Annotated in this window: 13 protein-coding genes and 1 tRNA gene; all 14 read right to left on the reverse strand. The window is 63.9% G+C overall.

All coding sequences use genetic code 11. The annotated features are described in order from the left end of the window. Nucleotides 1-878 (reverse strand): elongation factor Tu (gene tuf, locus ASC37_RS10810; RefSeq protein WP_055424379.1); only part of this gene is annotated, 878 nt, incomplete at its 3' end. Nucleotides 879-915: 37 nt separating this feature from the next. After that, nucleotides 916-3,012 (reverse strand): elongation factor G, encoded by a 2,097-nt coding sequence (gene fusA, locus ASC37_RS10815; protein ID WP_055424380.1) that lies wholly within the window; start codon nucleotides 3,010-3,012, stop codon nucleotides 916-918. Between the two features lie 96 nt (nucleotides 3,013-3,108). After that, on the reverse strand, nucleotides 3,109-3,579 hold the full coding sequence (gene rpsG, locus ASC37_RS10820; RefSeq protein ID WP_055424381.1) for a 30S ribosomal protein S7: 471 nt from the start codon (nucleotides 3,577-3,579) through the stop codon (nucleotides 3,109-3,111). A gap of 39 nt (nucleotides 3,580-3,618) precedes the next feature. Beyond that, entirely contained in the window at nucleotides 3,619-3,996 is a 378-nt protein-coding gene (rpsL, locus tag ASC37_RS10825) for a 30S ribosomal protein S12 (protein ID WP_028873837.1), read from the reverse strand. Between the two features lie 108 nt (nucleotides 3,997-4,104). Beyond that, nucleotides 4,105-8,301, reverse strand: coding sequence for a DNA-directed RNA polymerase subunit beta' (gene rpoC, locus ASC37_RS10830; RefSeq protein WP_055424382.1), 4,197 nt, complete (start codon nucleotides 8,299-8,301; stop codon nucleotides 4,105-4,107). Nucleotides 8,302-8,335: 34 nt separating this feature from the next. Continuing rightward, nucleotides 8,336-12,475, reverse strand: coding sequence for a DNA-directed RNA polymerase subunit beta (gene rpoB / locus ASC37_RS10835; RefSeq protein WP_055424383.1), 4,140 nt, complete (start codon nucleotides 12,473-12,475; stop codon nucleotides 8,336-8,338). Between the two features lie 142 nt (nucleotides 12,476-12,617). After that, nucleotides 12,618-13,004: a 50S ribosomal protein L7/L12 gene (gene rplL, locus ASC37_RS10840; protein ID WP_055424384.1), complete on the reverse strand. Its 387-nt coding sequence runs from the start codon at nucleotides 13,002-13,004 to the stop codon at nucleotides 12,618-12,620. A gap of 51 nt (nucleotides 13,005-13,055) precedes the next feature. Beyond that, the gene (rplJ, locus tag ASC37_RS10845; RefSeq protein ID WP_055424385.1) at nucleotides 13,056-13,580 is read right to left on the reverse strand and encodes a 50S ribosomal protein L10; all 525 of its coding nucleotides are present in this window, start codon (nucleotides 13,578-13,580) and stop codon (nucleotides 13,056-13,058) included. A 209-nt stretch (nucleotides 13,581-13,789) separates the two neighbouring features. Next, a complete protein-coding gene (gene rplA, locus ASC37_RS10850; protein WP_055424386.1) occupies nucleotides 13,790-14,488 on the reverse strand; it encodes a 50S ribosomal protein L1 in 699 nt (232 codons plus the stop codon). Nucleotide 14,489: 1 nt separating this feature from the next. Beyond that, nucleotides 14,490-14,921: a 50S ribosomal protein L11 gene (gene rplK, locus ASC37_RS10855; RefSeq protein ID WP_055424387.1), complete on the reverse strand. Its 432-nt coding sequence runs from the start codon at nucleotides 14,919-14,921 to the stop codon at nucleotides 14,490-14,492. A 75-nt stretch (nucleotides 14,922-14,996) separates the two neighbouring features. Continuing rightward, complete coding sequence (gene nusG / locus ASC37_RS10860) at nucleotides 14,997-15,530, reverse strand: transcription termination/antitermination protein NusG (RefSeq protein ID WP_055424388.1); 534 nt, start codon at nucleotides 15,528-15,530, stop codon at nucleotides 14,997-14,999. Beyond that, the gene (gene secE, locus ASC37_RS10865) at nucleotides 15,530-15,877 is read right to left on the reverse strand and encodes a preprotein translocase subunit SecE (RefSeq protein ID WP_055424389.1); all 348 of its coding nucleotides are present in this window, start codon (nucleotides 15,875-15,877) and stop codon (nucleotides 15,530-15,532) included. Before secE ends, nusG begins: the two co-directional genes overlap by 1 nt. 28 nt (nucleotides 15,878-15,905) lie before the next feature. Further along, nucleotides 15,906-15,981: transfer RNA gene (locus ASC37_RS10870), tRNA-Trp, on the reverse strand. Nucleotides 15,982-16,023: 42 nt separating this feature from the next. Next, a partial coding sequence (locus ASC37_RS10875; RefSeq protein WP_456300379.1) for an EF-Tu C-terminal domain-related protein occupies nucleotides 16,024-16,316 on the reverse strand: 293 nt, incomplete at its 5' end.

A 16,316-nucleotide genomic window follows, 5' to 3' on the forward strand; every position in this document is an offset into this window, starting at 1 on the left:
TGACCGCGCTCGACGTCTTCGCGCTTGGTGCCGCGCAGCAGCACCCCGACGTTGTCGCCCGCCTGCCCCTGGTCGAGGAGCTTGCGGAACATTTCCACGCCCGTGACCGTGGTCTTCTGCGTCGGGCGCAGACCGACGATCTCGACTTCGTCGCCCACCTTGACGATGCCGCGCTCGACCCGGCCCGTGACCACCGTGCCGCGACCGGAGATGGAGAAGACGTCTTCGATCGGCAGAAGGAAGGGCTTGTCGATGGCGCGCTCGGGCGTGGGAATGTAGGTGTCGAGCGCTTCGGCGAGCTTGAGGATCGAGGGCTCGCCGATCTCGCTCTGGTCGCCTTCGAGCGCCTTGAGCGCGGAGCCTTTGATCACCGGGACTTCATCGCCGGGGAAGTCGTACTTGGAAAGCAGCTCGCGCACTTCCATTTCCACGAGCTCGAGGAGCTCGGGGTCGTCGACCATGTCGCACTTGTTCATGTAGACGACGATGTAGGGCACGCCCACCTGGCGCGCCAGCAGGATGTGCTCGCGCGTCTGCGGCATCGGGCCGTCGGCGGCCGACACCACCAGAATGGCGCCGTCCATCTGCGCCGCGCCCGTGATCATGTTCTTCACGTAGTCGGCGTGGCCCGGGCAGTCGACGTGCGCGTAGTGACGCTTGGCCGTCTCGTATTCGACGTGCGCGGTGTTGATCGTGATGCCACGGGCTTTCTCTTCCGGCGCCGCGTCGATGTCGTCGTACTTCTTCGCCTCGCCGCCGTAGTACTTCGACAGCACCGTCGTCAGCGCCGCCGTCAGCGTCGTCTTCCCATGGTCCACGTGACCGATCGTGCCCACATTCACGTGCGGCTTCGTGCGCTCAAACTTCGCTTTTGCCATCGTATTTCCCCTTGCAAACGTGATAAAGAAAAACCGCTCACTTCCGGCTGTTGATCACCGCCTCGGCCACTGACTTGGGCGCTTCGGCGTAGTGCTTGAACTCCATCGTATAGGTGGCGCGACCTTGCGTGAGCGAGCGCAGCTGGGTGGCATAGCCGAACATCTCGGCCAGAGGCACCTCGGCGCGGATCGACTTGATCCCTCCGGCAAGGTCTTCCATGCCGAGGATCACACCGCGACGCCCGGAGAGATCGCCCATGACGTTGCCCATGAACTCCTCCGGAGTCTCGACTTCCACCGCCATGATGGGTTCGAGCAGGACCGGATTGGCTTTTTTCATCCCTTCCTTGAAGGCGATGGAACCCGCCATCTTGAAGGCGTTCTCGTTCGAGTCGACTTCGTGGTACGAACCGTCGAAGAGCGTCACCTTGACGTCGACCACCGGGAAGCCGGCGAGCACCCCGCTTTGCAGCGCTTCCTGCACCCCCTTATCGACGGCCGGGATGTATTCGCGGGGCACCACGCCGCCCTTGATGGCGTCGATGAACTCATAGCCTTTGCCCGGTTCGTTCGGCTCGATGCGCAGCCAGACGTGACCGTACTGACCACGACCGCCGGTCTGCTTGACGAACTTGCCTTCCTGCTCGACCGACTTGCGGATGGTCTCGCGGTAGGCCACCTGAGGCGCGCCGACGTTGCACTCGACGTTGAACTCGCGGCGCATGCGATCGACGATGATCTCCAGGTGCAGCTCGCCCATGCCGGAGATGATGGTCTGGCCGGATTCTTCATCGGTGCGCACGCGGAAAGAGGGGTCTTCCATCGCCAGGCGCTGCAGCGCGATCCCCATCTTTTCCTGGTCGCTCTTGGTCTTGGGTTCGACGGCGACGTGGATCACCGGCTCGGGGAAGACCATGGATTCGAGCTTGATCGGGGCGCTCGGATCGCACAAGGTCTCGCCGGTGGTGACTTCTTTCAACCCCACGGCGGCGGCGATGTCGCCGGCGAGCACTTCCTTGATTTCGTTGCGCTCGTTGGCGTGCATCTGCAGCAGGCGGCCGATGCGCTCTTTTTTGTTCTTGTTGGCGTTGAGCACCGTGTCGCCGGAGTTGAGCGTACCGGAATAGACGCGCAGGAAGGTGAGCTGGCCGACGAAGGGATCGGTCATCAGCTTGAACGCGAGCGCGCAGAACTTCTCGTCGTCGGCGGCACGGCGCTCGACGACGTTGCCGTCGGGATCGGTCCCCTGCACCGGGGGGATGTCGACCGGAGAGGGCAGGAATTCGATCACGGCATCGAGCATGCGCTGCACGCCCTTGTTCTTGAAGGCCGAGCCGCACAGCATGGGCTGGATCTCGGTGGCGATGGTGCGCAGACGCAGCCCCTGGACGATCTTGGCCTCGGGCAGATCGCCGTTTTCGAGGTACTCGTTCATGAGCTCCTCGCTCGCCTCGGCGGCCGCCTCGACCATCTTCTCACGCCACTCCTGCGCCTGATCCTTCAGCTCGGCCGGGATGTCGCGGTATTCGAACTTGGTGCCTTGGGAAGCCTCGTCCCAGATGATCGCCTTCATCTTGATGAGGTCGACCACGCCGGCGAACGAATCCTCGGCACCGATGGGGATCACGATGGGCACGGGGTTCGCCTTGAGGCGGGTGCGCATCTGATCGTAGACCTTGAAGAAATTGGCCCCCTGGCGGTCCATCTTGTTGACGAAGGCCAGGCGCGGCACTTTGTACTTGGTGGCCTGACGCCAGACGGTTTCGGACTGGGGTTGCACGCCGCCTACCGCGCAGTAGACCATGCAGGCCCCGTCGAGCACGCGCATCGAGCGCTCGACTTCGATGGTGAAGTCGACGTGGCCCGGCGTGTCGATGATGTTGAAGCGGTGCTCGGGGAATTGCATGTCCATGCCGCGCCAGAAGCAGGTGGTCGCGGCGGAAGTGATGGTAATGCCCCGCTCTTGTTCCTGCTCCATCCAGTCCATCGTCGCGGCGCCTTCGTGCACCTCGCCGATCTTGTGGTTGACCCCGGTGTAGAACAGGATGCGTTCGGTGGTCGTGGTTTTACCGGCGTCGATGTGCGCCGAGATACCGATGTTACGGTAGCGTTCGATGGGTGTTTTGCGTGCCACGTCGTTTTTCCCGCCAAGAGTTCCAGAATGTCGTTCGCCAGAAACACGAAATGCGGGCAAGCCCGGAGAAGGGCTTCCCGCGCAGTGCGCCTGCGATCAGTAACGGTAATGCGCAAACGCCTTGTTGGCCTCGGCCATGCGGTGCACTTCCTCGCGTTTCTTCATGGCCGCGCCGCGCCCTTCGGAGGCTTCGAGCAGCTCGTTGGCCAGGCGCTGCGCCATGGACTTCTCGGAGCGCTTGCGCGCGGCATCGCGCAGCCAGCGCATCGACAGCGCCAGACGGCGGGAAGGACGCACCTCGACCGGGACCTGGTAGTTGGCCCCGCCCACGCGGCGGCTCTTGACCTCGACCACCGGCTTGACGTTCTCGATCGCGGCAGCGAAGACTTGCACGGGATCTTTGCCCGTCTTGGCGGCGATCGCCTCGAAAGCGCCATAGACGATGCGCTCGGCCACCGACTTCTTGCCGGAGACCATGATGACGTTGATGAATTTGGAGACGTTCTGGTTGCCGAATTTCGGATCCGGCAGAATCTCGCGTTTGGGTACTTCACGACGACGGGGCATTTCGACCTCTCGTGATTTCTAGGTGACGTTTCGAATCGATCAGGCTTTCTTGGGCCGCTTCGCGCCGTATTTCGAACGGGCCTGTTTGCGATCCTTGACGCCCTGCAGATCGAGCGAACCACGGACGATGTGGTAACGCACACCCGGGAGGTCCTTGACCCGACCGCCGCGGATCAGCACGACCGAGTGCTCTTGCAGATTGTGCCCTTCCCCGCCGATGTAAGCGATGACTTCGTAGCCGTTGGTGAGCCGCACCTTGGCGACCTTACGCAGGGCCGAGTTCGGTTTCTTCGGCGTGGTGGTATAAACACGGGTACAAACACCCCGCTTCTGCGGGCAGGATTCCAGTGCAGGGACCTTGCTCTTCTCCCGCACCCGGGTGCGCGGCTTGCGCACGAGCTGGTTGATCGTCGGCATAGTTCGTTCCTTCGTTGGCGATTCGGCGACCCGACTACGATTGGCCGGTTCGATAAACGCGCGATGTTAACTTGAAAAGGGGTGCGCGTCAAGCGCACCCCGTCCGAATCAGGCTTCGGCCTCAGGAGTGGCAGAAGCCGTGGTGATTTGGGCCCAGGCGCTCTCGGCCGACTGCAGCTGGGTGCGCTGACGCCGCGCCCGATGATGCGCCAGACCCGTCCCCGCCGGAATGAGCCGCCCGACGATGACGTTCTCCTTGAGCCCACGCAGCTCGTCGCGCTTGCCCATGATCGCGGCTTCGGTGAGCACCCGGGTGGTCTCCTGGAAGGAGGCCGCCGAGATGAAGGAGTCGGTAGACAACGACGCCTTGGTGATGCCGAGCAGAACGTTCTCGAAGCGCGCCGGGATCTTGCCCTCTTTCTCCAGGCGGGCGTTTTCGATCAGCACGTCCGAGCGTTCGACCTGCTCCTCGCGCAGGAAGCGGCTGTCGCCCGGATCCGTGATGACGACGCGACGCAGCATCTGCCGCACGATCACCTCGATGTGCTTGTCGTTGATCTTCACACCCTGCAGGCGATAGACGTCCTGCACCTCGTCGATGATGTAGCGCGCGAGTGCCTCGATTCCTTGCAGGCGCAGGATGTCGTGCGGATCGACCGGCCCATCGACGATGATCTCGCCGCGGTTGACCACCTGGCCGTCGTGCACCAGCAGATGCTTTTCCTTGGGAATGAGGAACTCGTGCGTGGTGCCGTCCGGTTCGGTGATGATGAGCCGTTGTTTGCCCTTGGTTTCCTTGCCGAAGGAGACGGTCCCAGTGTATTCGGCAAGCATTCCGGCGTCCTTGGGCGAGCGGGCCTCGAAGAGTTCGGCCACGCGCGGCAGACCACCGGTGATGTCACGCGTCTTGGCCGATTCCTGCGGGATACGGGCGAGCACTTCACCCACGCCCACGTGCTGGCCTTCGCGCACCGTGATGATGGCCCCCACCGGGAAACTGAGGGTGAAGGGATGCTCGGTACCGGGGATGAGCACGTCGTTGCCCGCCTCGTCCTGCAGGCGGATCTGCGGCCGGCCGATCTTGGCGCTGCTGCCGCGCTGCTTGGCGTCGATCACCACCAGGGTGGACAGGCCGGTGACTTCGTCGACCTGCTTGGCGACCGTGACGCCTTCTTCGACGTTGTCGAAACGCACCGTGCCGGCGTATTCGCTGATGATCGGACGGGTGTGCGGATCCCAGGAGGCGAGCTTGACGCCGGCCTTCACCGCCTGTCCGTCATCGACGTGCAGCGTCGCACCATAAGGAACCTTGTGGCGCTCGCGCTCGCGGCCGGCATCGTCGAGGATCAGCACTTCGGCCGAGCGGGCGATGACGATCTTTTCCCCCCGCTCGTTGACCACGTAGCGCATGTTGGGCGAGAAACGCACCGTGCCGCCCGACTTGGCTTCCACCCCCGAGACTGCGGCCGCCCGCGAGGCGGCCCCGCCCACGTGGAAGGTCCGCATGGTGAGCTGCGTGCCCGGCTCGCCGATCGACTGCGCGGCGATGACGCCGATCGCCTCGCCGACGTTGACCAGCCCGCCGCGGCCGAGGTCGCGCCCGTAGCACTTGGCGCACACCCCGAAGTGAGTGTGGCAGGTGAGCGGGCTGCGTACCTTGACTTCGTCGATCCCCTTCTCGTCGATGAGCGCCACGAGTTTCTCGTCGAGCAGAGTGCCGGCCTCGATGAGCGTGGCCTGCGTGTCGGGATCGATGATGTCGTCGGCGGCCACGCGCCCGAGGATGCGGTCGCGCAGCGGCTCGATGACCTCGCCCCCTTCGATGAGGGCTTTCATCGCGAAGCCTTCGTGCGTGCCGCAGTCGTCTTCGGTGACGACCAGATCCTGCGTGACGTCGACCAGGCGCCGCGTGAGGTAGCCCGAGTTGGCAGTTTTCAGCGCCGTGTCGGCCAGGCCCTTGCGCGCGCCGTGCGTGGAGATGAAGTATTGCAGGACGTTGAGGCCCTCGCGGAAGTTGGTGGTGATGGGCGTCTCGATGATCGAGCCGTCGGGTTTGGCCATGAGACCCCGCATCCCGGCCAGCTGCCGGATCTGAGCAGCGGAACCCCGCGCCCCCGAGTCGGCCATCATGTAGATGGAGTTGAAGGACTCCTGCTCGATCACCTCGCCCTCTTCGGTGACGATCTTCTCCTTGGCGAGCTGCTCCATCATCGCCTTGGCCACCAGATCGGCCGCCCGGCCCCAGATGTCGACCACCTTGTTGTAGCGCTCGGCCGCCGTCACCAGACCCGAGGCGTACTGCTGGGCGATCTCCTTGACCTCTTCCTCGGCCTTGCGGATGATCTCCTCTTTCTGCGGTGGGACGAGCAGGTCCTTGATGGCGATGGAGATGCCGCCGCGGGTGGCGAGCCGATAACCGGTCGTCATCAGCTTGTCGGCGAAGATCACCGTGGCTTTGAGCCCGCAGTTGCGGTAGGCGTGGTTGATGAGCTTGGAGATGGTCTTCTTCTTGAGCGGCTGGTCGATGAGCTCGAACGGCAGGCCGGCAGGCAGGATCTCGGAGAGGATCGCCCGGCCCACGGTGGTCTCGCGCCGCGTGATGCGCTCGACGGGCTCGCCGTCGGGCCCGAGGTCGTACTCCTTGATACGCACGGTGACGCGCGCATGCAGCGATACCTGCCCCATCTCTAAGGCGCGCTTGACTTCGCCCACGTCGGCGAACATCATGCCGCTGCCCTTGGCCACGGCGGATTCGCGCGTGGCGTAATAAAGCCCCAGCACGATGTCCTGCGACGGGACGATGATGGGCTCACCGTTGGCCGGCGAGAGCACGTTGTTGGAGGCGAGCATGAGGGTGCGCGCCTCGAGCTGGGCTTCGAGCGACAGCGGCACGTGCACGGCCATCTGGTCGCCGTCGAAGTCGGCGTTGAACGCCGTACACACCAGCGGGTGCAGCTGGATCGCCTTGCCCTCGATGAGCACCGGCTCGAAGGCCTGGATGCCCAGGCGGTGCAGGGTCGGCGCCCGGTTGAGCAGCACCGGGTGCTCGTAGATCACCTCTTCGAGGATGTCCCAGACCACCGGCTCCTGGTTCTCCACCATCTTCTTGGCCTGCTTGATGGTGGTGGCGTAGCCGAGTTTCTCCAGCCGGTTGAAGATGAAGGGCTTGAAGAGCTCGAGCGCCATGAGCTTGGGCAGGCCGCACTGGTGCAGCTTCAGCTGCGGACCGACGACGATGACCGAACGGCCGGAGTAATCCACCCGCTTGCCGAGCAGGTTCTGGCGGAAACGCCCGCCCTTGCCCTTGATCATGTCGGCGAGCGACTTGAGCGGCCGCTTGTTGGGGCCGGTCATCGCCTTGCCGCGCCGGCCGTTGTCGAGCAGCGAATCGACCGCCTCCTGCAGCATGCGCTTCTCGTTGCACACGATGATGTCGGGTGCCTTGAGTTCGAGCAGGCGCTTGAGTCGGTTGTTACGGTTGATGACGCGGCGGTAGAGATCGTTGAGATCCGAGGTGGCGAAGCGCCCGCCGTCGAGCGGCACGAGCGGACGCAGATCGGGCGGCAGCACGGGCAGCACCTCGAGGATCATCCACTCAGGGCGCATTCCGGTCTTGTTGAAGGCTTCCAGCACCTTGAGCCGCTTGCTGATCTTCTTGATCTTGGCATCCGAGCCGGTGGTTTCGAGCTCGCCGCGCAGCTTCTCGATCTCGCGCTTGATGTCGAGCGTGCGCAGGAGTTCGCGGATGGCCTCGGCCCCCATCATGGCCACGAAATCGTCGCCGTACTCCTCGAAGGCCGCGTGGTATTGCTCTTCGGTCATGAGCTGGCCGCGGTTGAGCGGCGTGAGCCCCGGCTCGATGACGACGTAGGCCTCGAAGTAGAGGATGCGCTCGATGTCGCGCAGCGTCATGTCGAGCACCAGCCCGAGGCGGCTCGGCAGGCTCTTCAGGAACCAGATGTGAGAGACGGGCGATGCGAGCTCGATGTGCCCCATACGCTCGCGGCGAACGCGCGACACGGTCACCTCGACGCCGCACTTCTCGCAGATCACGCCGCGGTACTTGAGCCGCTTGTACTTGCCGCACAGGCACTCGTAGTCCTTGATCGGGCCGAAGATCTTGGCGCAGAAGAGGCCGTCGCGCTCGGGCTTGAAGGTGCGGTAGTTGATGGTCTCGGGCTTCTTGACTTCGCCATAGGACCACGAGCGGATCTTCTCCGGCGAAGCGAGCCGGATGGTGATCGCATCGAACTCGTTTTCCTGCGGCAGCGACTGTTTGAACAGATCGGCGAGCAAGCTAGTCATGGATGAATTCTCCTGGCGGAATAGAGCCGCCTGATCAATAGCGTTCCAGATCGATGTCGAGCGCGAGCGAGCGGATTTCCTTCAACAGCACGTTGAAGGATTCGGGCATGCCGGCGATGATGCGGTGCTCGCCCTTGACGATGCTCTCGTAGACCTTGGTGCGGCCGACCACGTCGTCGGACTTGACGGTGAGCATCTCTTGCAGGGTGTATGCCGCGCCGTAGGCTTCCAGCGCCCAGACCTCCATCTCGCCGAAGCGCTGACCGCCGAACTGCGCCTTGCCGCCGAGCGGCTGCTGCGTCACCAGCGAGTACGGACCGGTGGAGCGCGCGTGCATCTTGTCGTCGACGAGGTGGTGCAGCTTCAGCATGTGCTTGTAGCCCACCGTGACGGGGCGCTCGAAAGGTTCGCCCGTCTGGCCGTCGTAGAGCGTGACCTGCTCGGTTCCCTCGATGCCGGCGAGCCGGAACATGGCGGCGATGTCCTCTTCCGCCGCCCCCTCGAAAACGGGCGAGGCAAAAGGCACGCCTTTTTCGAGGTTGCGCGCCATCTCGAGGAGTTCCTCGTCGCTGAGCTCGCCGAGCGCCTCGCTGTGGCCGCGCTCGTTGTAGATTTTCTCGAGGAAGTCGCGCACTTCCTGCACCGCCGCCTGACGGCGCAGCATCTCGCCGATGCGCTCGCCCAGCGCCCGGGCGGCACGGCCGAGATGGGTTTCGAGGATCTGGCCGATGTTCATGCGCGAGGGCACGCCCAAGGGGTTCAGGACGATGTCGACGGGGCGCCCGTCGGCCATGAACGGCATGTCCTCGACCGGAACGATCTTGGAGACCACGCCTTTGTTGCCGTGACGGCCGGCCATCTTGTCGCCAGGCTGCAGACGGCGCTTGACGGCGAGATAGACTTTGACCATCTTGAGCACACCCGGGGGCAGCTCGTCGCCCTGGGTGAGCTTGCGCCGCTTGTGCTCGAAGGCTTCGTCGAAGGCCTTGCGCATTTTCTCCAGGCCCTCGCGCACGGCTTCGAGCTGGGCAGCGAGCGTCTCGTCCTCAACGCGGATGTCGAACCACTGATGCGGTTCGATCGCATCGAGATAGGCCTCGTCGATCACGCTGCCTTTGGCCAGACGCTTGGGACCGCCGTTGGCCTTCTGGCCGACGAGCAGACGGCGCACGCGCTGGAAGGCATCGCGCTCGAAGATGCGCATCTGGTCGTTGAGGTCCTTGCGATAGGCCCGCAGCTGGTCGTCGATGATGGACTGCGCCCGCTTGTCGCGCTCGATGCCTTCGCGGGTGAAAACGAGCACGTCGATGACGGTGCCGCTCATGCCGGTGGGCACACGCAGCGAGGAGTCCTTCACGTCGGAAGCTTTCTCGCCGAAGATCGCCCGCAGCAGTTTTTCTTCCGGCGTGAGCTGGGCCTCGCCCTTGGGCGTGACCTTACCCACCAGCACGTCGCCCGCCTTGACCTCGGCGCCGATGTGGATGATGCCGGATTCGTCGAGCCGGCCAAGCTGCGCTTCGCCAAGGGAGGCGATGTCGCGTGTGATCTCCTCGGGTCCGAGCTTGGTGTCGCGCGCCACGACCGTGAGCTCCTCGATGTGGATCGAGGTGAAGCGATCCTCGGCCACCACGCGCTCGGAGATGAGGATGGAGTCCTCGAAGTTGTAGCCGTTCCAGGGCATGAAGGCCACGAGCACGTTCTGCCCCAGGGCGAGCTCACCGAGGTCGGTAGAGGCACCGTCGGCGATGATGTCGCCGGAAGCGATCACGTCGCCCTTGCGCACGATGGGCCGCTGGCTGATGTTGGTGTTCTGGTTGGAGCGCGTGAATTTGGTGAGGTTGTAGATGTCGACCCCGACTTCGCCCGGAGAGGTTTCGTCGTCATGCACGCGCACGACGATGCGCTTGGCGTCGACGTAATCGACCACGCCGCCGCGGCGCGCGCGCACGACCGTGCCGGAGTCGGCCGCGGCGATGCGCTCCATGCCGGTACCCACCAGGGGTTTTTCCGGGCGCAGGCAGGGCACGGCCTGGCGCTGCATGTTCGCGCCCATGAGCGCCCGGTTGGCGTCGTCGTGCTCGAGGAAGGGGATGAGAGAGGCAGCCACCGAGACGATCTGCTGCGGCGCCACGTCCATCAACTGCACCTGCTCCGGCGGCACCATGACGAATTCGCCTCTCTGCCGGCAGGAGACGAGTGCACCGGTGAGCCGGCCTTCGGCGTCGACTTCCGAGTTCGCCTGGGCGATGACGTAGGAACCTTCCTCGATGGCCGACATATAGACCACTTCATTGGTGACCCGCCCGTCGATCACCTTGCGGTACGGCGTCTCGATGAAGCCGTACTTGTTGGTTCGGGCATAGACCGCCAGCGAGTTGATGAGGCCGATATTGGGGCCTTCTGGGGTCTCGATCGGGCACAGGCGCCCATAGTGGGTGGGGTGCACGTCGCGCACTTCGAACCCTGCACGCTCGCGCGTCAAACCGCCGGGGCCGAGCGCCGAGACGCGCCGCTTGTGCGTGATCTCGGAGAGCGGGTTCGTCTGGTCCATGAACTGGGAGAGCTGGCTCGAACCGAAGAACTCCTTGATCGCCGCCGAAATGGGCTTGGCGTTGATGAGGTCGTGCGGCATGAGGTTTTCGGCCTCGGCCTGCACCAGACGCTCCTTGACGGCGCGCTCGACTCGGGCGAGCCCGGCACGGAACTGGTTCTCCGCCAGTTCCCCGACGCAGCGCACGCGGCGGTTGCCGAGGTGGTCGATGTCGTCGACCTCGCCGTGACCATTGCGCAGCTCGACGAGGAGCGCGATCACGGCGATGAGGTCTTCATTGTCCAGCGTCCCCTTGCCCTCTGCACCCCTGGGACCGACACGCTCGAAGAAACGCTTGATCCAGTCGGGCGAATTGGGATCGAGCTGCTCGAGCGGCGGATAGGCGCGGCTGTTGAACTTCATGCGCCCCACCGCCGAGAGATCGTAGCGATCGGGCGAATAGAAGAGTCCCTGGAAGAGGTTTTCGACCGCCTCCTCGGTGGGCGGCTCGCCGGGGCGCATCATGCGGTAGATCGCCACCTTGGCCGACCAGGCGTCGGTGGTGTCGTCCAGCCGCAGGGTCTGGGAGATATAGGGGCCGCGGTCGAGGTCGTTGACGAGCAGTGTCTGGAATCCCTTGAGTGAGGACTGACGCAGGCGCTCGACCACCTCTTCGGTGATCTCGTCGTTGGCGTGCGCAATGATCTCGCCGGTTTCAGGGTCGACCAGTTCCCGCGCGATGATGCGCCCCAGCAGGAATTCGTCGTCGACCTCCACTTCCTTGATGCCCGCGCGCTTGAGATCGCGCACGTTCTTGGCATTGATGCGCTTGTCTTTGGCAATGATGACATTGCCCTCGGCGTCGCGAATCTCGAAGCGCGCGATCTCACCCTTGAGCCGTTCGGGCACGATACGGTAGAAGAAGCGGCCGTTTTCGATGCGGAAGTCTTCGAAATCGTGGAAAGTCTCGAGGATCTGTTCCGTGGTCATGCCGATGGCGCGCAGCAGCACCGTGACCGGCATCTTGCGCCGCCGGTCGATGCGAAAATACAGGCAATCCTTCGGATCGAACTCGAAGTCGATCCAGGAGCCACGGTAGGGGATGATGCGCGCCGAGAAAAGGAGCTTGCCGGAGGAGTGGGTCTTGCCCTTGTCGTGCTCGAAGAAGACGCCGGGCGAGCGGTGCAGTTGCGAGACGATGACGCGTTCGGTTCCGTTGATGATGAAAGAGCCGTTCTCGGTCATGAGCGGGATCTCGCCCATGAACACTTCCTGCTCCTTCACTTCCTTGACCGTTTCGTAGTTGGTGGCCCGGTCGAGCAGCACCAGGCGCACGCGCGCGCGCAGCGGAACGCAGTACGTGAGTCCTCGCAGCTGGCATTCCTTGACGTCGAACACCGGTTCGCCAAGGAAATATTGGACGAATTCGAGGCGGGCGTTGCCGGTGACGCTGACGATGGGGAAAATGGACTGGAACGCGGCCTGCAGCCCCTTGTTTTCACGCTGCTCGGGCGGCACCCCGAGCTGAAGGAATTCGGCGTAGGAATCGACCTGGGTAGCCAGCAAAAACGGGACATCCAAAATGGGCTTGCGCTTGGCAAAGCTCTTGCGGATGCGTTTCCTTTCGGTGTAAGAGTACGCCATGAGTGCTCCAGGCAATGTCAGACGTGGGGGAGAAAACGGGACTCAGCCCGCCAGCGACGGGCTCGGTGCCGTTTTCTCGAGGCACAAGCGCGAAAAGGCTGACGCCCAAGGGGCGCCAGCCTCCTGCACGGCTGCGAGGCGATTACTTGATTTCGACCTTGGCACCGGCGGCTTCGAGCTCTTTCTTGAGTTTTTCGGCTTCGTCTTTGGAGATACCTTCCTTGACGGGCTTGGGCGCACCGTCGACGAGATCCTTGGCTTCCTTGAGGCCAAGGCCCGTGGCCGCGCGCACGATCTTGATGACCTCGACTTTCTTCGCGCCGGCTTCTTGCAGGATCACGTCGAACTCGGTCTTCTCTTCGGCGGCCGGCGCGGCAGCGGCGCCGCCAGCGGCCGGAGCAGCCGCCACGGCCACGGCGGCAGCGGCGGAGACGCCGAATTTCTCTTCCATCGCCTTGATGAGCTCGGAGAGTTCGAGCACCGACATGCTGGCGATCGCGTCGAGGATTTCTTCTTTCGTCAAAGCCATGATTCACTCCTGATAGGTTTCGCCCGGGAGGCAAAAGGGGTTACGAAGGGGTCAAGCGGTCTCTTTCGCGTCGCGCACCGCGGCGAGCGTGCGCACGAACTTGCTGGGCACCTCGTTGAGCGTGCGCACGAACTTGGCGATCGGCGCCTGCAGCGTACCGACCAAGGTGGCGAGCAGCTCTTCGCGGCTCGGCATGGACGCCAGGGCTTTCACTCCCGCCGCATCGAGCGGGTAGTTGGGCATGGCGCCGCCCTTGATCACGAGCTTTTCGGCGTCTTTCGCAAAGTCGAACAACACCTTGGCGCAGGCCACCGGATCCTTGGCGATGCCATAGATCAGGGGGCCGACGAGGCGATCGGCAAGGCACTCGAAGGGAGTGCCAGCGAGCGCCCGGCGCACCAGGGTGTTCTTCAGCACGCGCAGGTAAACGCCGGATTGGCGTGCCCGCTTGCGCAGCTCGGTGATTTGCGCGACTTCGAGACCACGGTACTCGGCGACGATGATCGCCCCCGCCCCGGCCACCTGGGCCGCGACTTCGGCGACTATCGCCTTCTTCTCGTCGAGATTGAGTCCCACGGTCTACTCCTACGGTTACTGCACCCCGTTTCCGGGATGCGCCACGGCGACCTTCATCAGGAGCGGTTCCGGCAAACCGGAAAGTTCCTGCTTCGGGTGACGCCATCTGCGCTGGGCGCATCGCAACGATGCGTTTGAGGCGAAAACCCCCAGCGGTCTTTGACAACCCGCCGCGACGGCGAACCGCCGCGACGGCCCAAAGTTCTTTTTTACGCCTGCACGGCCGAGGCCGGGTCGACCTTGATGCCCACCCCCATGGTGCTCGAGACGGCGAGCTTGCGCAGGTAGGATCCTTTCACCGCCGCCGGCTTGGCCTTCAGGAGGGCATCGACGAGCGCCTTGGCGTTCTGCTCGAGCGCCTCCACGGCAAAGGAGGCGCGCCCGATGGAGGCGTGCACGATGCCGTATTTGTCGGTGCGGAACTGAACTTGGCCCGCCTTGGCATTCTTCACTGCGGTGGCGACGTCGGGCGTGACGGTACCGACTTTCGGGTTGGGCATGAGCCCGCGCGGACCGAGGATCTGGCCGAGCTGGCCGACCACACGCATGGCGTCGGGCGAGGCGATGCACACGTCGAAGTCGATCTTGCCCGCTTTGACCTGTTCGGCGAGATCTTCCATGCCGACGAGATCGGCTCCGGCGGCCTTGGCTTCCTCGGCCTTGGGCCCTTGGGCGAAGACGGCCACGCGCACCGACTTGCCGGTCCCGGCGGGCAGCACGACGGCGCCGCGCACCACCTGGTCGGATTTGCGCGGATCGACGCCCAGGTTGACGGCGATGTCGATCGATTCGTCGAACTTGGCCAACGCCGTTTCCTTGGCAAGCGCGAGCGCCTCGCCCAGGGCATAAGCGCGGTTGCGGTCGACTTTTTCCTTCAGGGCGCGCATGCGTTTGCTGAGCTTGGCCATGTCACACCCCCTCCACGGTCACGCCCATGCTGCGCGCGGAACCGGCGATGGTACGCACCGCCGCGTCCATGTCCGCCGCGGTGAGGTCCGGCATCTTGGTCTTGGCAATCTCTTCGAGCTGGGCCCGAGTGATCTTGCCGACCTTGTCGACGTGCGGCTTGGCCGAACCCTTCTGGATGCCGACGGCCTTCTTGATGAGGATGGTGGCCGGCGGGGTCTTCAAGATGAACGTGAAGGACTTGTCCGAATAGGCGGTGATGATCACCGGAATCGGCAAGCCCGGCTCCATGCCCTGCGTGCGGGCGTTGAAGGCCTTGCAGAATTCCATGATGTTGAGGCCGCGCTGGCCGAGCGCGGGGCCGATCGGGGGGCTGGGGTTGGCCTTGCCCGCCGGCACTTGCAGTTTGATATAGCCGACGATTTTCTTCGCCATGAATGAGACTCCAGATGTGAGTGCGAACGCCGCCCGTTACGGCGGCTCCTCGGGGTGCGGCTGCGCCGCGATCTCTCAGGTCTTCTCGACCTGAGAAAATTCCAGTTGAACCGGGGCGGCGCGGCCGAAGATGGTCACGGCCACCGTCAGGCGGCTGCGATCGTAGTCCACCTCTTCCACCGTGCCCATGAAATCCGCAAAAGGCCCTTCTTTGATGCGCACCACCTCGCCCGGCTCGAAGACGATGCGCGGACGCGGTTTCTCGCCGCCCTCCTGCATCTGCTGCAGGATTTTCTCGACGTCGCGCTCGGGGATGGGGGCAGGCTTGGTGGGCGTACCGCCGACGAACCCGGACACCTTGGGCAAGGATCTGACCAGATGCCAGGTGTCGTCGTTCATCTCCATTTCGACGAGCACGTAGCCGGGATAGAACTTGCGCTCGGTCTCGGTCTTCTGGCCGGATCGCATCTCGACGACTTTTTCCACGGGCACGAGGATGCGGCCAAAGAGGTCTTCCATGCCGGCGCGCTTGATCCGCTCCTGCAGGGCCTTTTGCACCTGTTTTTCATAGCCCGCATGGGCCTGTACGACATACCAGCGCTTGGCCATCACTTCCACCCGAGGATCAAGTCGTACAAGACCCACTCCAGGGTCTTGTCGGTCAGCCACAAGAAAAGCGCCATCGTCGTGACGAAGGCAAACACGACCAACGTGGATTGGATCGTCTCCTTGCGCGACGGCCAGGCGACCTTACGCACCTCGGCGAGCGTACCGCGCCAGAACTCGAGGAAACGCGCCCCCGCAGGAGTGGCGAAAAGCACGACGGCGGCCGCGGCGAGCGTACCGGCGATGACGACCGCGGCCCGCGCGACGAGCGGCCATTCGCCGAAAACGTAGTAGCCGGCGATGCCGGCCGCAAGCAGCAGCAGCGCGATCAGATATTTGAGACGATCCATGGATCCGGGTTGTCCGTCGAAGAAATGATGGCAGGGGCAGAGGGAATCGAACCCCCAACCTTCGGTTTTGGAGACCGACGCTCTGCCAATTGAGCTATGCCCCTGCGGCCGCCGGAACGAATCCCGGCGGGGTTAAGACCGGATACTTACTCGATGATCTTGGAGACGACGCCGGCACCGACGGTGCGGCCGCCTTCACGGATGGCGAAGCGCAAGCCTTCTTCCATCGCGATCGGGGCGATCAGCTTCACTTCCAGCTTCACGTTGTCACCCGGCATCACCATCTCCACCCCTTCGGGCAGCTTGATCGCGCCGGTGACGTCCGTGGTACGGAAGTAGAACTGCGGCCGGTAGTTGCTGAAAAACGGCGTGTGACGCCCGCCTTCTTCCTTGGAGAGCACGTACACTTCGCACTCGAAGTGCGTGTGCGGCGTGATCG

This window comes from Tepidiphilus thermophilus (assembly GCF_001418245.1).
Taxonomy (GTDB): domain Bacteria; phylum Pseudomonadota; class Gammaproteobacteria; order Burkholderiales; family Rhodocyclaceae; genus Tepidiphilus; species Tepidiphilus succinatimandens.

Bases quoted from the DNA above. Each gene is read 5' to 3' on its own strand.
- rpsL (WP_028873837.1), bottom strand. From the start codon at position 3,996: ATGCCGACGATCAACCAGCTCGTGCGCAAGCCGCGCACCCGGGTGCGG.
- rpsG (WP_055424381.1), bottom strand. From the start codon at position 3,579: ATGCCCCGTCGTCGTGAAGTACCCAAACGCGAGATTCTGCCGGATCCG.
- rplL (WP_055424384.1), bottom strand. From the start codon at position 13,004: ATGGCTTTGACGAAAGAAGAAATCCTCGACGCGATCGCCAGCATGTCG.
- rpoC (WP_055424382.1), bottom strand. From the start codon at position 8,301: ATGACTAGCTTGCTCGCCGATCTGTTCAAACAGTCGCTGCCGCAGGAA.
- rpoB (WP_055424383.1), bottom strand. From the start codon at position 12,475: ATGGCGTACTCTTACACCGAAAGGAAACGCATCCGCAAGAGCTTTGCC.
- nusG (WP_055424388.1), bottom strand. From the start codon at position 15,530: ATGGCCAAGCGCTGGTATGTCGTACAGGCCCATGCGGGCTATGAAAAA.
- secE (WP_055424389.1), bottom strand. From the start codon at position 15,877: ATGGATCGTCTCAAATATCTGATCGCGCTGCTGCTGCTTGCGGCCGGC.
- rplA (WP_055424386.1), bottom strand. From the start codon at position 14,488: ATGGCCAAGCTCAGCAAACGCATGCGCGCCCTGAAGGAAAAAGTCGAC.
- rplK (WP_055424387.1), bottom strand. From the start codon at position 14,921: ATGGCGAAGAAAATCGTCGGCTATATCAAACTGCAAGTGCCGGCGGGC.